The organism is Serratia sp. GW822-FHT06D09, from assembly GCF_058799515.1.
In genome coordinates this window covers 1-16173 of sequence record NZ_JBXALO010000008.1, presented here as the reverse complement: position 1 = coordinate 16173, position 16173 = coordinate 1, and the positions used below count along the sequence as shown (strand labels likewise).

Sequence of the window (16173 nt, the reverse complement as noted above, 5' to 3'; positions counted from 1 at the left end):
CTTTACTGACGCCATTCTTTAGCATCCTGACCATCAAGTCCGGTCATTAGCAAAACTGCATAACGACCTGGACTTATAAGAAATCAAAATCAGGAGAAACTGACCATGGCTTCATCCAAGAAAATCGGGCTTATTGCCTGCACCGGTGTTGTTGCCGGTAATATGATGGGGAGCGGCATTGCATTATTACCCGCGAACCTGGCAAGTCTCGGATCTATCGCTATTTGGGGATGGGTAATATCCATTATTGGTGCGATGTCGCTGGCCTATGTATATGCTCGCCTGGCCACCAAAAATCCTCAACAGGGCGGTCCCATTGCCTACGCGGGTGAAATTTCCCCGGCGTTTGGTTTCCAAACTGGTGTGCTTTATTACCATGCGAACTGGATCGGTAATTTGGCCATCGGCATCACCGCGGTTTCTTATCTTTCTACCTTCTTCCCTGCACTGAATAATCCGGTACCGGCGGGTATTGCCTGTATTGCTATTGTTTGGGTGTTTACCTTTATTAACCTGCTGGGCGGTTCATGGGTCAGTCGTTTGACGACTATGGGCCTGGTATTGGTGCTGATCCCGGTGATTGTGACTGCGACTGCAGGCTGGCATTGGTTCGACGCGGCAACCTATCAGGCTAACTGGAATACCTCCGGTACCACTGATTTCCATGCCGTAATCAAAAGTATCCTGCTGTGCCTGTGGGCGTTTATCGGCGTGGAATCTGCCGCAGTAAGCACCGGCATGGTGAAAAACCCGAAACGTACCGTACCGCTGGCAACCATGCTGGGGACTGCGCTGGCTGGGATCATCTATGTTGCAGCAACTCAGGTTATCAGCGGTATGTATCCTGCGTCTGAGATGGCTGCTTCCGGTGCACCGTTCGCTATCAGCGCCTCTACCATCATGGGTGGCTGGGCTGCGCCAATGGTTTCTGCCTTCACCGCCTTCGCCTGCCTCACTTCACTTGGTTCCTGGATGATGCTGGTTGGTCAAGCCGGGGTACGTGCCGCCAACGACGGTAACTTCCCGAAAGTTTATGGTGAAGTCGATAAAAACGGCGTGCCGAAAAAAGGCCTGCTGCTGGCAAGCTGCAAAATGACTGCGCTGATGGTGCTGATTACGGCCATGAGCTCCGGCGGCGGTAAAGCTTCCGACCTGTTCGGCATGTTGACCGGTATCGCGGTACTGCTGACCATGCTGCCTTACTTCTACTCCTGCGTAGATCTGATCCGCTTCGAAGGTGTCAATATCCGTAACCTGCTGAGCCTGATTGCCTCGGTGCTTGGTTGTGGCTTCTGCTTCATCGCACTGATGGGTGCCGACTCGTTCGAACTGTCCGGTACCTTCATCATCAGCCTGATCATCCTGATGTTCTACGCCCGCAAAATGAATACCCGTCAGACCGCCAAAGCCAACGGTGTAGCCCTCGACGGCAACACGACGGCCAAAGCGCACTAAGCACGTACTGACCCACTTCTTAATTTAGCCCCTTGCAGTAATTGTCACTCGTGATGGCAAGGGGCTCGCTTTACCTGGAGAAATGATTATGAACGTTATAGCTATCATGAACCACATGGGTGTCTACTTTAAAGAAGAGCCTATCCGCGAACTGCACAAAGCATTGGAAAGCCTGGACTTCCGCGTTGTCTATCCTAACGATCGCGAAGACCTGTTAAAGCTGATCGAGAATAATGCACGCTTGTGCGGGGTGATTTTCGACTGGGATAAATACAACCTCGAGTTGTGTGAAGAAATCAGCCAGTTGAATGAATATATGCCGCTGTATGCATTTGCCAATACGCATTCAACCCTGGATGTCAGCCTGAACGATCTGCGCATGCAGGTGCGTTTCTTTGAATATGCGTTGGGTGCGGCTACCGATATCGCTGCCAAGATCAAACAAAACACCGATGAGTACATCGATACCATCCTGCCGCCGCTGACCAAAGCGCTGTTCAAATATGTGCGTGAAGGCAAATACACCTTCTGTACTCCAGGCCACATGGGGGGCACCGCCTTCCAGAAAAGCCCGGTCGGTAGCCTGTTCTACGATTTCTTTGGCGCCAACGCCATGAAGTCCGACATTTCTATTTCGGTTTCCGAGCTGGGTTCACTGCTGGACCACACCGGTCCGCACAAAGAAGCTGAAGAGTATATTGCCCGCGTATTCAACGCTGAACGCAGCTATATGGTGACTAACGGTACTTCTACCGCCAACAAAATTGTCGGCATGTACTCCGCACCGGCCGGCAGCACCGTATTGATTGACCGTAACTGCCACAAATCGCTGACCCATCTGATGATGATGAGCGATATTACGCCAATCTACTTCCGCCCAACCCGTAATGCTTACGGCATTCTCGGTGGTATCCCGCAGAGTGAGTTTGCCCGTGACACCATCGCCAAACGTGTTAAAGAAACACCAAACGCGACCTGGCCAGTGCATGCGGTAATCACCAACTCTACCTATGACGGTCTGCTGTACAACACCGATCATATTAAGAACGCGCTGGATGTGAAATCTATTCACTTTGACTCCGCCTGGGTGCCTTACACCAATTTCCACCCGATCTACAAAGGCAAATGCGGCATGAGCGGCGGCCGTGTGGAAGGGAAGGTGATTTATGAAACCCAATCCACCCATAAACTGCTGGCGGCGTTCTCGCAGGCTTCGATGATCCACGTGAAAGGCGATATCAACGAAGAAACCTTCAACGAAGCCTACATGATGCAAACCACCACTTCACCGCACTACGGTATCGTGGCATCTACCGAAACTGCTGCGGCGATGATGAAAGGCAATGCCGGTAAGCGTTTGATTAACGACTCTATTGAACGTGCTATCAAGTTCCGTAAAGAAATCAAACAGCTGAACGTTGAGTCCGAAGGTTGGTTCTTTGACGTCTGGCAGCCAGAACACATCGATCAGGCTGAATGCTGGCCGCTGAAGTCTGACAACGCCTGGCACGGCTTCAAAAATATCGACGATGAACATATGTATCTCGACCCGATCAAAGTCACTCTCCTGACCCCAGGGATGAGTAAAGAGGGTGAAATGCAGGAGTTTGGTATCCCGGCCAGCCTGGTTGCTAAATACCTGGACGAGCACGGTATCATCGTTGAGAAAACCGGCCCATATAACCTGCTGTTCCTGTTCAGCATCGGTATCGACAAAACCAAAGCCCTCAGCCTGCTGCGCGGCCTGACTGATTTCAAACGTTCGTTCGACCTGAACCTGCGGGTGAAAAACATGCTGCCGTCACTGTATAAAGAGGCGCCTGAGTTTTATGAAAACATGCGCATTCAGGATCTGGCGCAGAACATTCACAACCTGGTGGTTGAGCACAACCTGCCGGATCTGATGTACCGCGCATTTGAAGTGCTGCCAACCCTGGTTATGAACCCGTTCAATGCGTTCCAGAAAGAGCTGCACGGTGAAGTGGAAGAGGTTTATTTGGAAGACATGGTCGGCAAGGTGAATGCCAACATGATCCTGCCATATCCTCCAGGTGTTCCACTGGTGATGCCAGGTGAAATGCTCACCGAGGAAAGCCGTCCGGTACTGGAGTTCCTGCAAATGCTGTGCGAAATCGGCGCACATTATCCGGGCTTCGAAACTGATATCCACGGCGCTTACCGTCAGGCGGATGGACGTTACACCGTGAAGGTGTTGAAAAACGATAAATAACTGAAATAACGGGGAGGCGTTTACGCCTCCCTTTTGTCGTTCACCGACTGATGGGAGAAAACCATGAAAACACCCTCACAGCCGCGCGCAATCTACTATGTCGTAGCCATACAAATTTGGGAATATTTCAGCTTTTACGGCATGCGTGCATTACTTATTCTCTATCTTACTCATCAACTTGGTTATTCCGATAGCCGCGCTATCAGCCTTTATAGCGCCTATGCCTCTCTGGTTTACGTTACGCCGATCCTGGGCGGCCTGCTTGCCGATCGTCTGCTGGGCAACCGCGTTGCGGTAATCGCCGGGGCGGTACTGATGACGCTGGGCCACATTGTCCTCGGTCTGAGCGCCGTCTCGACACATTCACTCTATCTGGCCCTGGCGATCATCATCTGCGGCTACGGCCTGTTCAAATCCAATATCAGCTGCCTGCTGGGCGAGTTATACCAACCACAAGACTCGCGCCGTGAAGGGGGCTTTTCACTGCTGTATGCCGCCGGCAACGTGGGGTCGATTCTGGCACCCATCGCTTGTGGGCTGGCGGCAGAGCGCTATGGCTGGCACGTCGGTTTTGCGCTGGCGGGGATCGGCATGCTGGCAGGGCTGGCCATCTTCCTGTTTGGCAGCCGTCATTTCACCCACACACGCGGGGTGGATCGTGCGCAGATGTGCGCCAACACCCTGAAGGTACCGAACTGGGTGTGGCTAAGCGCCATGCTGTTGTTGGCCCCCTTGTTTTTTACCTCGCTGTTTATTTACGGTCTGGCGGGACAATTACTGATGCTGGTGTGTGCTGCTGCGGTGGTAATGGTGGCGCGGATTATGATCCGGGCTACGAGAGAGCAACGCCGTGGACTGTGGCAGATCGTTATGCTGATGCTGCTGGGTACTTTGTTTTGGGCTTTCGCTCAGCAGGGCGGTAGCTCCATCAGCCTGTTTATCGATCACTATGTCGATCGCCAATGGTTTTCCTGGACGGTGCCGACGGCTTTATTCCAGTCAGTGAATGCCTTTGCCGTGATGTTTGGCGGTGTGATGCTGGCCTGGCTTGTACGAGGCAACGGCAGCGGTAGCCGTACGCTGCGCATTTGGGGGAAATTCGCCTTCGGCTTGCTGCTGATAGGCGTCGGTTTCACCCTGATGGCGCTGAATGCCCGCTACGGTCAGGGATCGATGTTCCTAATGATCGCCGGGCTTTCCGTGATGGGGCTGGCCGAATTGTTCATCGACCCGGTCGCCATGGCGCAAATCACCCGGTTGAATATCCCAGGCGCTACCGGGGTACTGACGGGCATCTATATGCTGACCACCGGCTCGATAGCAAATTATCTGGCGGGCATTATCGCGGGGCAAACAGCGGAAGATCCGGCAACCGGAGCGACCGCACAGGCCTACGCGCACCTGTTCTCGCAAATCGGCTGGTGGGCATTGGGTTGTACTGCTGCAGTGATTGCGGTGTTGGCCATGTGGTGGTTGCTGACCGGCCGCCACCTGCGTGCGGTTAATGCTTGATTGATGGTATTGCGGGGGGTAACGTGCAGCTATCTGGACGTTATTAAGCCTAATCAATGAATAGCAATCAATTATCTGGACAGCTAGCCCGTCAGCTGGGAGCGCGCCGGCACTTGCTGGTGGCATTCAGCGGCGGGCTGGATTCCAGCGTACTGCTGCACTTGCTGGTGCAGTTGCGTCAACAGCTGCCGGAGTTGCAGCTACGCGCGGTGCACGTGCACCACGGCCTGAGTTCTTTTGCCGATCGGTGGGTAGAACACTGTCGCCAACAATGTGCCGCCTGGCAACTGCCATTGGTGGTGCAATATGTGCAGGTCGACGGCCGTCAGGACGGCATCGAAGCCGCGGCCCGGGCGGCGCGCTATTCCGCTTTTGCTGCCACGCTGGCCGCGGATGAAACCTTGCTCACCGCGCAACACCTTGACGATCAATGTGAAACCTTTCTTTTAGCGTTAAAGCGCGGCAGCGGCCCGGCGGGCCTGTCGGCAATGGCTGCGCAAACCTCATTGGGAAATAACGGCTTGTTACGTCCATTGCTGGGTAGTTCCCGGCAGCAGTTGGAAGCCTATGCCCAGCAGCATCAGCTCAGTTGGATTGAAGACGACAGTAACCAGGACTCGCGCTTCGATCGCAATTTTCTGCGCCTGCAGGTATTGCCAGTGTTGAATCAGCGCTGGCCGCATTTTGCCGCCGCGACGGCGCGTAGCGCCACCCTGTGTGCCGAGCAAGAGCAACTGTTGGATGAGCTACTGGCAGAGCAGTTGCACTCGCTGCTCGATGAAGAAAGTGCGCTGGCGATTGACGGTTTGTTGGGATGCTCGCCGGCCCGACGTTTTGCTTTGTTACGCCGTTGGATCGCAGCACGTGGCGCAAGCATGCCCTCACGCGAACAGTTGCAGCGTCTGTGGCACGAAGTGGCGCTCAGCCGTGAAGATGCCGAACCTCAGCTACAGCTGGGGCAATATCAGATCCGCCGTTTCCGTCGGCGCTTATACCTGTTGCCATTGATGGCCGATCTGCGTCAAACCTGCCTGGAGTGGTCGTTGACAGAGCCGCTGATGTTGCCGGATGGCCTGGGTGAGCTGGTGAGTGGGGAAGGCGATATTGTCCTGCGCGCTCCGCAGCCACTGCAAAAAGTGAGTGTTCGCTTTAGCGCTCAGGGTACGCTTCGCATCCTCGGGCGCACGCATTCCCGGCCGATCAAAAAACTGTGGCAAGAGTTGAGTATTCCACCGTGGCAACGTGAGCGTACTCCTTTGATCTATTATGATGACCAACTTATCGCTGCGCTGGGAGTTTTTGTCAGTGAGGCCGGACAAATATCCGAAGGGCAGCCATCTATGCGGCTGCATTGGCGTAAAAAATAATAAGATCGTAAGGAGCAATGATGAAATTTGTGAGCGCAATAGCGGTGTTGGTTGGTTTGTGCAGTTTGCCGGCCATGGCGGCGGGGGATGCGGCGGCAGGTAAGGATAAATCCGCCAGTTGCATGGCATGCCACGGCGCTGAAGGGAAGGTCTCGGTGCCAATGTATCCTAATCTGGCTGGGCAAAACGCCATGTACCTGGAGCATGCGCTGCAGGCTTATAAGAAAGGCGAACGTAACGGTGGCCAGGCAGAGGTGATGAAAGCCTATGTTTCAGCGCTGTCCGATGACGATATTGCCGATCTGGCAGCTTACTATGCCAGCCTTAAACCTTAACCAGCCTGAAGCCCTAAATGACGAGGGCAGCCGTTGGGCTGCCCTGTTGGGATGGCGTTACCGAAAAATCAATCAGACAGGCTGACGACCACGGTACCGATTTCCGGATGACTGAAACTGAGGATGTGATCCAGACGCAAGCTGAGAGCATTGCCGGCCTGATCGATAATCAGATACTCAACGCCCTTGGTAAATTTCAGCTCGGTGGCTTTGCCTTCGAGTTTATCTCCGTCGCGTAACTCCAGCTTCAGTATGTAGTTATGCTGACAGGCGAGTTCCAGGCTTTCATAGTCATCGCAATTGATGGATTGGTACTCATCATTCATCAACATAGTCGCTCACCAATAAGTTAGCGGCAGCAAAAGCCGCCTGTTCCCTAACGGAGGACGGTAGCGCGTTATCCGCAGCAACTTCGTCCAATGCCTTTAATACACATGCTAACGCATCAGGCACGTAGCCGCGATCACCACTGCCGATCTCGGCGTAAAAACGGCGTACTAACTCACAGTATTGTTGCACAGTTTCCTCCCTTAAGAACCTCTGCGTCATCGAAACCCTTTAGCGATGAGGCGCAGGCTCTCGGAGCTTGACTCTATCCTAGACGACTATAGCACAGCTATTCTGGAGTTATTAGCACCTGCGCGCGGCTTTCGCACTGCGCTTTGCCTGGCAGCGGTTGGGCCAAATCAAGTACACTGTCGCCTGATAATTATGAGGTCACCCATGGCGCTGAAAGCTACCATTTATAAAGCCACGGTCAATATCGCTGATATGGATCGTCATTTCTACCACGACGCCACGCTTACCCTGGCCCAACACCCTTCCGAAACCGAACAGCGCATGATGCTGCGCCTGCTGGCCTGGATTTGCCACGCCGACGAGCGCCTGGTATTCACCAAAGGCCTGAGTGCTGAAGATGAACCGGAAATCTGGCAGCGTAATGACCATAACGGGCTGGAAATGTGGATCGAAATGGGTCTGCCTGATGAGAAGCGCATCAAGAAAGCCTGTAATCAGTCTCCGCGAGTGGTGCTTTACGCCTACGGGGAACGTGCCGGCCACGTATGGTGGCAATCGATGCAGAGCAAAGTGGCAAACCACAAAAACCTAAGCATCCGTTTCCTGGATGATGAACAATTAAGCAAGCTGGCGGCCTTGGCCAGCCGTAATATGACGTTGCAGGCCACACTGCAAGAGGGAACTATCTGGCTTTCTGACGCTCAGAATAGTCTGGAAATCCAGTTTGCCGAATGGCAACAGGCGCAGGTGTGATCGGTGCTGGAACTGTCGAGAAGCGTTGCCATACCGGATAACGAGCTGGAATTGACGGCGATCCGTGCGCAGGGTGCGGGTGGCCAGCACGTGAACAAAGCCTCAACGGCCATCCATTTGCGCTTTGACATCCGGGCATCCAGCCTGCCAGAGTATTATAAGGAAAGGCTGCTGGCCCTGAATAATCATTTAATTACCGCCGATGGGGTGGTGATTATTAAAGCGCAGGAATATCGCAGCCAGGAATTAAACCGTGAGGCGGCGTTGGCCAGATTGGTGGCGCTGATTCAGCAGGCGATGGTGGTGGAAAAAGCGCGCAGAGCGACCAAGCCCACGAAAGGGGCTAAATTACGTCGGCTGGAAGGCAAAGTACGTAAAGGCGCAACGAAAGCGCTGCGCGGCAAAATCCGCACTTAAGGATACATGGACACAGTAGGAGAATAGCTGTGAAGAAAATAACAATAGCCCTGTTTTTAGCGGCAGGGGCACTCTCATTATTGGGATGTAATAATCAGTATCAGCCAAAGGAACAGCCTCTTCAGGCAATGCAGCAAAGTTATCAGGGCGTGTTGCCTTGTGCAGACTGCGGCGGCCTGGATACTTCGCTGTTCCTGGATGAAGACGGCACTTTCGTGCTGCAGGAAACCTATCGTGATACCAAAGACGGCGACCAGACTTTCGCTGACTACGGTAAGTGGGCACGAACCGCCGATAAGCTGGTGCTGACGGACAGCCGTGGCGACAAACGCTATTTCCGGCCCGCAGGCAAGAGCCTGGAAATGCTGGATCAAAGCGGTGCGATTATCGAGTCCAAATTGAATTATCGTCTGGATCCGGTAGAGAAAGCCTTGCCTAAAACGCCGATGGCGCTGAAAGGCAGCTACACCTACATGGCGGATGCGGCGGTGTTTAAAGACTGCGCCACGGGCAAGACGTTCCCGGTAGACAATACCATTGCGTTGGAACAAGGGTATGCCAAAGCCTACAAAACGCCGGGTGAACCGGTCTTCCTGACGTTGAATGGCCACTTCAGTGTTCAGCCGTCAATGGAAGAAGGGCAGACTGAAAAGGCGCTGGTGCCGGACGGTAAACTCGTTTTCGACCGCAGCAAAAATTGCGACAGCAAATAACGACCATAAAAAAACCCGCCTAGGCGGGTTTTTGCTTTCTGTCTCTGCGGATCAGCGTTTGATCTGCCCCAGCAGGAAATCAACGATTTCGCCGGTTTTGATCATTTGCTTCTCGCCGACACGGCGGTTTTTGTACTCAATCTCTTCGCTGTCGAGGTTACGGTCGCCGATAACGATAGAGTGCGGCACGCCAATCAGTTCCATATCCGCGAACATCACGCCTGGACGTTCTTTACGGTCATCGAGGATCACGTCGATGCCATGGGAACGCAGGGTGTTGTACAGCTCTTCCGCCAGCGCCTGCACGCGGAAGGACTTGTGCATATTCATTGGCAGAATGGCAACCTGGAACGGGGCGATAGCATCTGGCCAGATGATGCCGCGATCGTCATGATTCTGTTCGATAGCCGCCGCCACCACGCGAGTGACCCCAATACCGTAGCAGCCCATGGTCAGGACCTGATTACGGCCGTCTTCACCCTGAACCGTCGCCTTCATTGCTTCAGAGTACTTGGTGCCGAGTTGGAAGATATGGCCGACTTCGATACCGCGTTTGATCAGCAATGTCCCTTTACCGTCCGGGCTGGTATCGCCATCGACCACGTTACGGATATCAGCAACCTGCTGTGGCAGCGGCAAATCACGCTCCCAGTTGATACCGAAGTAGTGTTTACCGTCAATGTTGGCACCGGCGCCAAAATCGCTCATCGCCGCGACGCTGCGGTCAGCTACGACCGGAACCTGCAGATTGACCGGGCCGAGTGAACCCGGGCCTGCACCAACGATGGAGCGGATCTCTTCTTCGGTGGCGAAGGTCAGTGGAACGGCAACCTGTGGCAGCTTCTCGGCTTTCACTTCATTCAGTTCGTGATCGCCACGCACCAGCAGAGCAACCAGCTTGTGGCCGCTTTCTTCTTTAGCGCGAACCAGCAGCGTTTTGACCGTTTTCTCGATAGGCAGTTGGAATTGCTCTACCAGCTCGGCGATGGTCTTGGCATTCGGCGTATCTACAATGCGCAGTTCTTCGCTGGCTGCGGCACGTGGCTGAGCCGGGGCAACCGCTTCTGCCAGTTCGATATTGGCAGCAAAGTCGGAACCGGTGGAAAACACGATATCGTCTTCACCGCTGTCGGCCAGTACCTGGAACTCGTGTGAGGCGCTACCGCCGATAGAGCCGGTATCGGCATCCACCGCACGGAAGTCCAGGCCCATGCGGCTGAAGATTTTGCTGTAGGCTTCGTACATCGCATCGTAAGTCGCCTGCAGGGATTCCTGCGAGGTATGGAACGAGTACGCGTCCTTCATCAGGAATTCACGCGAACGCATCACGCCGAAACGAGGGCGGACTTCATCGCGGAACTTGGTCTGAATCTGGAAGAAGTTCAGCGGAAGTTGCTTGTAAGAGCTGATCTCGTTGCGGATCAGATCGGTGATCACTTCTTCGTGCGTTGGACCCAGTACGAATGGGCGATCGCTGCGATCGACAAAGCGCAGCAGTTCAGGACCGTACTGCTCCCAACGGCCGCTTTCCTGCCACAGATCGGCAGGCTGTACTACCGGCATGCAAACTTCGATCGCGTTAGCATTGTTCATTTCTTCGCGAACGATGTTTTCAACCTTTTTCAGAACGCGCAGGCCGGTAGGCAACCAGGTATAAAGACCGGAGGCAAGCTTGCGAATCATCCCGGCGCGCAGCATCAGCTGGTGGCTGATCACTTCGGCATCGGCAGGTGTCTCCTTCAGAGTGGAGAGCAGATATTGGCTAGTACGCATGGTGTTTTGGTTCCGTTAGAACTGCAAATTGCAACCGGCTGCCAGTAGTAGGGCAGCCAAAATTTTCGAAAGTGATTTAGTTTACCAGTGCGAGCAGGTTGTCAAAAGAGAGACGGTGGAATTTTAACGCAGGTCGAGTGACAACACCTCGGTTTGCTGATCCACCACCCGCCAGCGCACGTTGAAATCCAGCAGCCAGACGGCATAATCCCGTTCCGCCTGTTGCCCCTTGCGGTAAGCCGGACGCGGATCCTGAGCCAGCACCTGAGTGATAAACCGACGTAGCTGCGGATAACGCTGCTGATGTTGCAGCAACTGCTGTTCCGCCTCGGCAGTAAAGCTCACCGGCATATCGCCGTCCGGTGCGGCTTGGGCAAATCCGGCGCGTGCCTGCGGCTGGCTTTCGGCAAACGGCAGATAGGGTTTGATATCTACCACCGGCGTGCCGTCAACCAGATCCAGGCTGCCTAATTCCAGTACTACCTCAGCGCCTTGAATGCGCACGCCTTTTAATTCGATCAGCGACATGCCGAGCGGGTTGGGGCGAAAGGTCGAGCGGGTTGCGAAGACACCCATCCGGGCATTACCGCCCAGACGAGGAGGGCGAACGGTTGGCCGCCAGCCACCTTCCAGGGTTTGATGGAAAATGAACATTACCCAAAGATGGCTGAAGTCGCTAAGGCCGCGTATTGCTTCCGGCTGGTTATAAGGAGGCAGCAGCACCAGTTCGCCGCCACCGTCTTCGACTAACCCCGGCTGGCGGGGTACGGCGAATTTTTCTTTATACGGTGAACGAATAGTGCCGATCTGATTGAAAACAAACTCGGTCATTTGGACGAAACGTTAAGCGCAGAGCCCTGGCAAATGGCCTGTTGGTAACAGCCGGCAACGCCGCTGACAATCTGGCAGTCATGCAGCAGCACGGCATTGGCCTTCATGTAGGACGCGCGAATTTGCATACGCTTACGGGCGGTGGCCAGATTGGGTGGGGAATCCTGTACTGTCGTCTGGCAAGATTCGCCGGAGACTTCACCCAGATCGCGGAATGGCTTACCTACTAATTCTTCTGCACTTTTGTACAGTTTTACCGGTGCCGGACGTGCTGCTGGCGTGGTTTTTGCGGGTGTGGTCGAGACCGGTTTGCTGGTGCTGCTTGTTGAAGGTGGCGCGAAACGCTGCGACGAACACCCTGCAAGCGCGAGCGCTAACAAACAGAGAGGTAAAGCACGCATTGAGATTCCTCTGCCTTGATGGAATATGTGAGTGGCGCTATTGAAGCAATCTATGGTGGAAATAACAAGACGGGCCGGAGCCCGTCTAGATTTCTGACAAACACCCGAAAAACGTGGTTTTCGGGTGTTTGGGGTAATGCAGAGAATATAATCCTTTGTTTTTATTAGTACTAAATGGTTGCATTAGTCGCAAAGGATTTTATTAACAGTGTCTGACGGGCCGGAGCCCGTCTTGCAATTATAGGAATAAATTCGGTAATTAATGATTACCAGCCTTTAACTGCACCACCGTTAAAGATTTTGTTGGCTGCTTCGTTCACTTCGTCAGACTGATAGGCCTGAACGAATTTCTTCACGTTTTCCGCGTCTTTATTGTCTTCGCGGGCAACCAGCAGGTTCACGTAAGGTGAATCTTTATCTTCAACAAACAGGCCGTCTTTTGCCGGTGTCAGGCCAATCTGGCTGGCGTAAGTGGTGTTGATCACCGCCAGCGCGATTTGCTGATCGTCCAGCGAGCGTGGCAGTTGCGGCGCTTCCAGCTCGACCAGCTTCAGGTTTTTCGGGTTTTCAGTCACGTCCAGCACGGTTGGCAGCAGGCCAACACCGTCTTTCAGTTTGATCAGGTTAACCTTCTGCAGCAGCAGCAGGGAGCGGCCCAGATTGGTTGGGTCGTTTGGCAGCGCAACCTGAGAACCGTCTTTCAGTTCGTCCAGAGATTTGATCTTCTTGGAGTAACCGGCAATCGGGTAAACGAAGGTGTTGCCGACCGGTACCAACTTATAGCCGCGATCTTTGATCTGCTGATCCAGATACGGTTTGTGCTGGAAGGCGTTCAAATCGATGTCGCCTTTACTCAGTGCTTCGTTCGGCAGCACGTAGTCGTTGAAGGTCACCAGTTCGACGTCCAGACCGTATTTTTCTTTCGCCACTTTTTGCGCGATTTCAGCAACCTGCTGCTCAGCACCGACAATGACGCCGATTTTGATATGGTTCGGATCTTTTTCTTCCTGACCGCAGCCTGCCAGAGCCAGAGTACCGATCAGTGCGCCGATTGCCGCGATGGATTTAAATTTTAACGACATATCCCTTCCTCATTAGACTCGCATTTGAAATACGCTGTGTGAGCGCAGTTGCTGTAAAAACTATTTATGGGTGACGGCTTTGACGATCCGATCACCGCAGAACTGAATCAGATAGACCAGCACCACCAGTAATACTAATACGGTATTCATTACTGTGGCGTTATAACCTATATAACCGTACTGATAACCGATCTGCCCCAGCCCGCCGGCACCTACCGCACCGCCCATAGCGGAGTAACCCACCAAGGTGATCAAGGTAATGGTGGCAGCGTTGACCAGGCCCGGCAGGGCTTCCGGCAAAAGTACCTTTTTGATGATTTGCATCGGGGTCGCGCCCATTGCGCGGGCAGCTTCCACCAGGCCAGAAGGGATCTCCAGCAGGGCGTTTTCTACCATACGGGCGATAAAGGGCGCTGCGCCGACCGTCAGCGGCACGATAGCCGCCTGCAGGCCGATAGAGGTACCGACGATCATCCGCGTAAAGGGAATCATCCACACCAGCAGGATAATGAACGGAATGGAACGGAACACGTTCACTAACCCGGACAGCGTCCTGTATAGCGCATTGTTGGCGGCGATTTGCCCCGGGCGAGTCACATACAACAGCACGCCAACCGGCAAGCCAAGTACGAAACCGAAGAAGCCGGAGACAAAGGTCATCATGACGGTTTCCCACACGCCGCGCGCCATTAGCCAAATCATTGCCTCAGACATAACCCAGAACCTCTACTTTTACCTGATTTTCCTGCAGGAACTTAATCGTTGCCAGCGCATCTTCATCGCTGCCGTGCAGCTCTGCCAGCATCACGCCGAATTTAACGCCGCCGGCGTAATCCATCTGGGCGCTGATGATATTGTTGTTGACGTTGAAACGGCGAGCCGCTTCTGACAGCAGCGGCGCATCTACGGACTGGCCGGTGAATTCCAAACGCAACAGCGGCTGACGGCCACCGCTGCGTTCCGGAGCCAGACGCTTGGCATAATCATCGGGGATATCCAGATGCAATGTGGACTGAATAAACTGCTGGGCCAGCGGCGTTTTCGGATGAGAGAACACTTCGCTGACGCTGTCTTTTTCAATCAACTGCCCCTGGCTGATGACCGCAACCTGATCGCAGATGCGTTTCACCACGTCCATTTCATGGGTGATCAACAGGATGGTCAGACCGAGACGACGATTAATGTCTTTCAGCAGTTCCAGAATGGAACGGGTAGTGGCCGGGTCCAATGCGCTGGTGGCTTCGTCACACAGCAGGACTTTCGGTTGGCTTGCCAGCGCACGGGCAATCGCCACACGTTGCTTCTGGCCGCCGGACAGATTGGCCGGGTAGGCGTCGTGTTTGTCCGACAACCCGACCAGTTCCAGCAATTCGGTCACGCGCTTTTTGATTTCAGCCCGTGGGGTGTTGTCCAGCTCCAGCGGCAGCGCAACGTTGCCAAATACCGTGCGGGAAGAAAGCAGGTTGAAGTGTTGGAAGATCATGCCGATTTGGCGGCGTGCGCGTGTCAGTTCGCTTTCAGACAGCGAGGTCAGATCCTGTCCGTCAACCAACACCTGGCCGGAAGTCGGGCGCTCAAGCATGTTGGCGCAGCGGATCAGCGTACTTTTACCGGCGCCTGATGCACCGATAACGCCATAAATTTGCCCGGCAGGGACGTGAAGAGTCACGTCAGAGAGCGCGCTAATGGTGCGCGAACCCTGCTGGAACACTTTGGTGATGTTAGAAAGTTTAATCATATTCTTCTTATTTTAGCGTGGTTGCCCGTGGCTAGATAAAAGTAAACCTTGGCGTGGACCAAGGTATAAATCAGATGTTAAGGCGTCTAGACGTCTAAGTCAACGATCAACGCTGTTCTCTGCCGTTCTCAGTACCGGGTAAAACATGCGATACTGTCCGGGTTTTCAGGCCCTCAGGAGCAAACCGGTGACACAAAGCGTTCCAGCAATTTTCCTCGATCGTGACGGCACGATTAATGTCGATCATGGCTACGTCCATGAAATCGATAATTTCCACTTTATAGATGGCGTGATCGACGCCTGTCGCGAACTTAAAAAGATGGGCTTTGCTTTAGTATTGGTGACCAACCAGTCTGGCATTGCGCGTGGCAAGTTCAGCGAAGACCAATTTATGTACCTGACGGAGTGGATGGATTGGTCGCTGGCCGATCGCGATGTTGACCTGGACGGTATCTATTTCTGTCCGCATCATCCTGAAGCAGTAATAGAAGAGTACCGCCAGACATGCGACTGCCGTAAACCTGAGCCGGGCATGCTGTTGCAAGCGCAGCAAGAATTGAACATTGATATGGCCGCTTCTTATATGGTGGGTGACAAACCGGAAGATATGCAGGCGGCAATAGCGGCAGGTGTCGGTACTAAAGTTCTGGTGCGCACCGGTAAGCCGGTCACTGAACAAGGTGAGAAACTGGCGGATTGGGTGCTAAATAGCCTGGCAGACCTGCCAGAAGCCATCAAAAAGCGGGTTTAATAGACGTTGTGCATGAATAGTGAGCTGTCAGATAAAAAGTGAATATTAATCCTTGTCATTCTGAACCGGCTCCCTATAATGCGCCTCCATCGACACGGAACATGTGAACAACTTCACAGAGTCTCCGGGGTTCGAAGAGAAAAAATCCTGAAATTTAGGGGTTGACTCTGAAAGAGGAAAGCGTATTATACGCCACCTCGAGATAGCAAGCTACGGCGGCTAACTCACTGCTCTTTAACAATTTATCAGACAATCTGTGTGGGCACTCCACAAGACGATATCCAGAACCTTCGGGT

17 protein-coding genes are annotated in these 16173 nt (G+C 53.7%); 9 read left to right on the top strand and 8 right to left on the bottom strand.

Annotation, left to right across the window (positions count from 1 at the left end; all coding sequences use genetic code 11):
- The first annotated feature begins 105 nt into the window (after positions 1–105).
- The 5 genes from cadB to AC1RKG_RS18385 all read left to right on the top strand — a co-directional run bounded on the left by cadB (position 106) and on the right by AC1RKG_RS18385 (position 6899).
- Positions 106–1455 (top strand): cadaverine/lysine antiporter, encoded by a 1350-nt coding sequence (cadB, locus tag AC1RKG_RS18405; RefSeq protein WP_020828345.1) that lies wholly within the window; start codon positions 106–108, stop codon positions 1453–1455.
- An 88-nt stretch (positions 1456–1543) separates the two neighbouring features.
- Positions 1544–3685, top strand: a complete 2142-nt coding sequence (locus AC1RKG_RS18400) for a lysine decarboxylase CadA (protein ID WP_020828344.1) — start codon at positions 1544–1546, stop codon at positions 3683–3685.
- Between the two features lie 63 nt (positions 3686–3748).
- On the top strand, positions 3749–5197 hold the full coding sequence (gene dtpD, locus AC1RKG_RS18395; RefSeq protein ID WP_048759154.1) for a dipeptide permease DtpD: 1449 nt from the start codon (positions 3749–3751) through the stop codon (positions 5195–5197).
- A gap of 56 nt (positions 5198–5253) precedes the next feature.
- Positions 5254–6564, top strand: coding sequence for a tRNA lysidine(34) synthetase TilS (tilS, locus tag AC1RKG_RS18390; protein ID WP_493183561.1), 1311 nt, complete (start codon positions 5254–5256; stop codon positions 6562–6564).
- Positions 6565–6581: 17 nt separating this feature from the next.
- Positions 6582–6899 carry a c-type cytochrome gene (locus AC1RKG_RS18385; protein WP_162838000.1) on the top strand — a complete coding sequence of 106 codons (318 nt, stop codon included), beginning with the start codon at positions 6582–6584 and terminating at the stop codon, positions 6897–6899.
- Between the two features lie 68 nt (positions 6900–6967).
- Here AC1RKG_RS18385 and rof read toward each other — a convergent pair whose 3' ends face one another.
- Both rof and AC1RKG_RS18375 read right to left on the bottom strand, forming a co-directional pair.
- Positions 6968–7225, bottom strand: a complete 258-nt coding sequence (gene rof / locus AC1RKG_RS18380; protein ID WP_230090436.1) for a Rho-binding antiterminator — start codon at positions 7223–7225, stop codon at positions 6968–6970.
- Positions 7218–7418 (bottom strand): YaeP family protein, encoded by a 201-nt coding sequence (locus AC1RKG_RS18375; protein WP_041415645.1) that lies wholly within the window; start codon positions 7416–7418, stop codon positions 7218–7220. The genes rof and AC1RKG_RS18375 overlap by 8 nt, the downstream gene beginning before the upstream one ends.
- 204 nt (positions 7419–7622) lie before the next feature.
- Here AC1RKG_RS18375 and AC1RKG_RS18370 point away from each other — a divergent pair, with 204 nt between their 5' ends.
- Genes AC1RKG_RS18370 through nlpE form a run of 3 tightly spaced genes read left to right on the top strand, consistent with a single transcriptional unit; the run spans position 7623 to position 9301 of the window.
- Positions 7623–8171, top strand: a complete 549-nt coding sequence (locus AC1RKG_RS18370) for a YaeQ family protein (protein ID WP_020828338.1) — start codon at positions 7623–7625, stop codon at positions 8169–8171.
- Positions 8172–8174: 3 nt separating this feature from the next.
- The gene (gene arfB / locus AC1RKG_RS18365; RefSeq protein WP_046372783.1) at positions 8175–8588 is read left to right on the top strand and encodes an alternative ribosome rescue aminoacyl-tRNA hydrolase ArfB; all 414 of its coding nucleotides are present in this window, start codon (positions 8175–8177) and stop codon (positions 8586–8588) included.
- Between the two features lie 29 nt (positions 8589–8617).
- The gene (nlpE, locus tag AC1RKG_RS18360) at positions 8618–9301 is read left to right on the top strand and encodes an envelope stress response activation lipoprotein NlpE (RefSeq protein ID WP_041414885.1); all 684 of its coding nucleotides are present in this window, start codon (positions 8618–8620) and stop codon (positions 9299–9301) included.
- A gap of 51 nt (positions 9302–9352) precedes the next feature.
- Here nlpE and proS read toward each other — a convergent pair whose 3' ends face one another.
- The 6 genes from proS to metN form a co-directional block, all read right to left on the bottom strand.
- Positions 9353–11074: a proline--tRNA ligase gene (gene proS, locus AC1RKG_RS18355; RefSeq protein WP_493183560.1), complete on the bottom strand. Its 1722-nt coding sequence runs from the start codon at positions 11072–11074 to the stop codon at positions 9353–9355.
- A gap of 123 nt (positions 11075–11197) precedes the next feature.
- Positions 11198–11905 (bottom strand): tRNA (N6-threonylcarbamoyladenosine(37)-N6)-methyltransferase TrmO, encoded by a 708-nt coding sequence (gene tsaA / locus AC1RKG_RS18350; RefSeq protein WP_130016981.1) that lies wholly within the window; start codon positions 11903–11905, stop codon positions 11198–11200.
- Positions 11902–12306, bottom strand: coding sequence for an Rcs stress response system protein RcsF (rcsF, locus tag AC1RKG_RS18345; protein WP_020828333.1), 405 nt, complete (start codon positions 12304–12306; stop codon positions 11902–11904). Before rcsF ends, tsaA begins: the two co-directional genes overlap by 4 nt.
- A gap of 266 nt (positions 12307–12572) precedes the next feature.
- On the bottom strand, positions 12573–13388 hold the full coding sequence (locus AC1RKG_RS18340; RefSeq protein ID WP_020828332.1) for a MetQ/NlpA family lipoprotein: 816 nt from the start codon (positions 13386–13388) through the stop codon (positions 12573–12575).
- A 60-nt stretch (positions 13389–13448) separates the two neighbouring features.
- The gene (locus tag AC1RKG_RS18335) at positions 13449–14102 is read right to left on the bottom strand and encodes a methionine ABC transporter permease MetI (RefSeq protein WP_493183559.1); all 654 of its coding nucleotides are present in this window, start codon (positions 14100–14102) and stop codon (positions 13449–13451) included.
- The gene (metN, locus tag AC1RKG_RS18330) at positions 14095–15126 is read right to left on the bottom strand and encodes a methionine ABC transporter ATP-binding protein MetN (RefSeq protein ID WP_020828330.1); all 1032 of its coding nucleotides are present in this window, start codon (positions 15124–15126) and stop codon (positions 14095–14097) included. Before metN ends, AC1RKG_RS18335 begins: the two co-directional genes overlap by 8 nt.
- Before the next feature lie 187 nt (positions 15127–15313).
- On the opposite strand from metN, the gene gmhB reads away from it, so the two are divergent.
- Positions 15314–15877: a D-glycero-beta-D-manno-heptose 1,7-bisphosphate 7-phosphatase gene (gmhB, locus tag AC1RKG_RS18325; protein ID WP_048759140.1), complete on the top strand. Its 564-nt coding sequence runs from the start codon at positions 15314–15316 to the stop codon at positions 15875–15877.
- Positions 15878–16173: the final 296 nt, after the last annotated feature.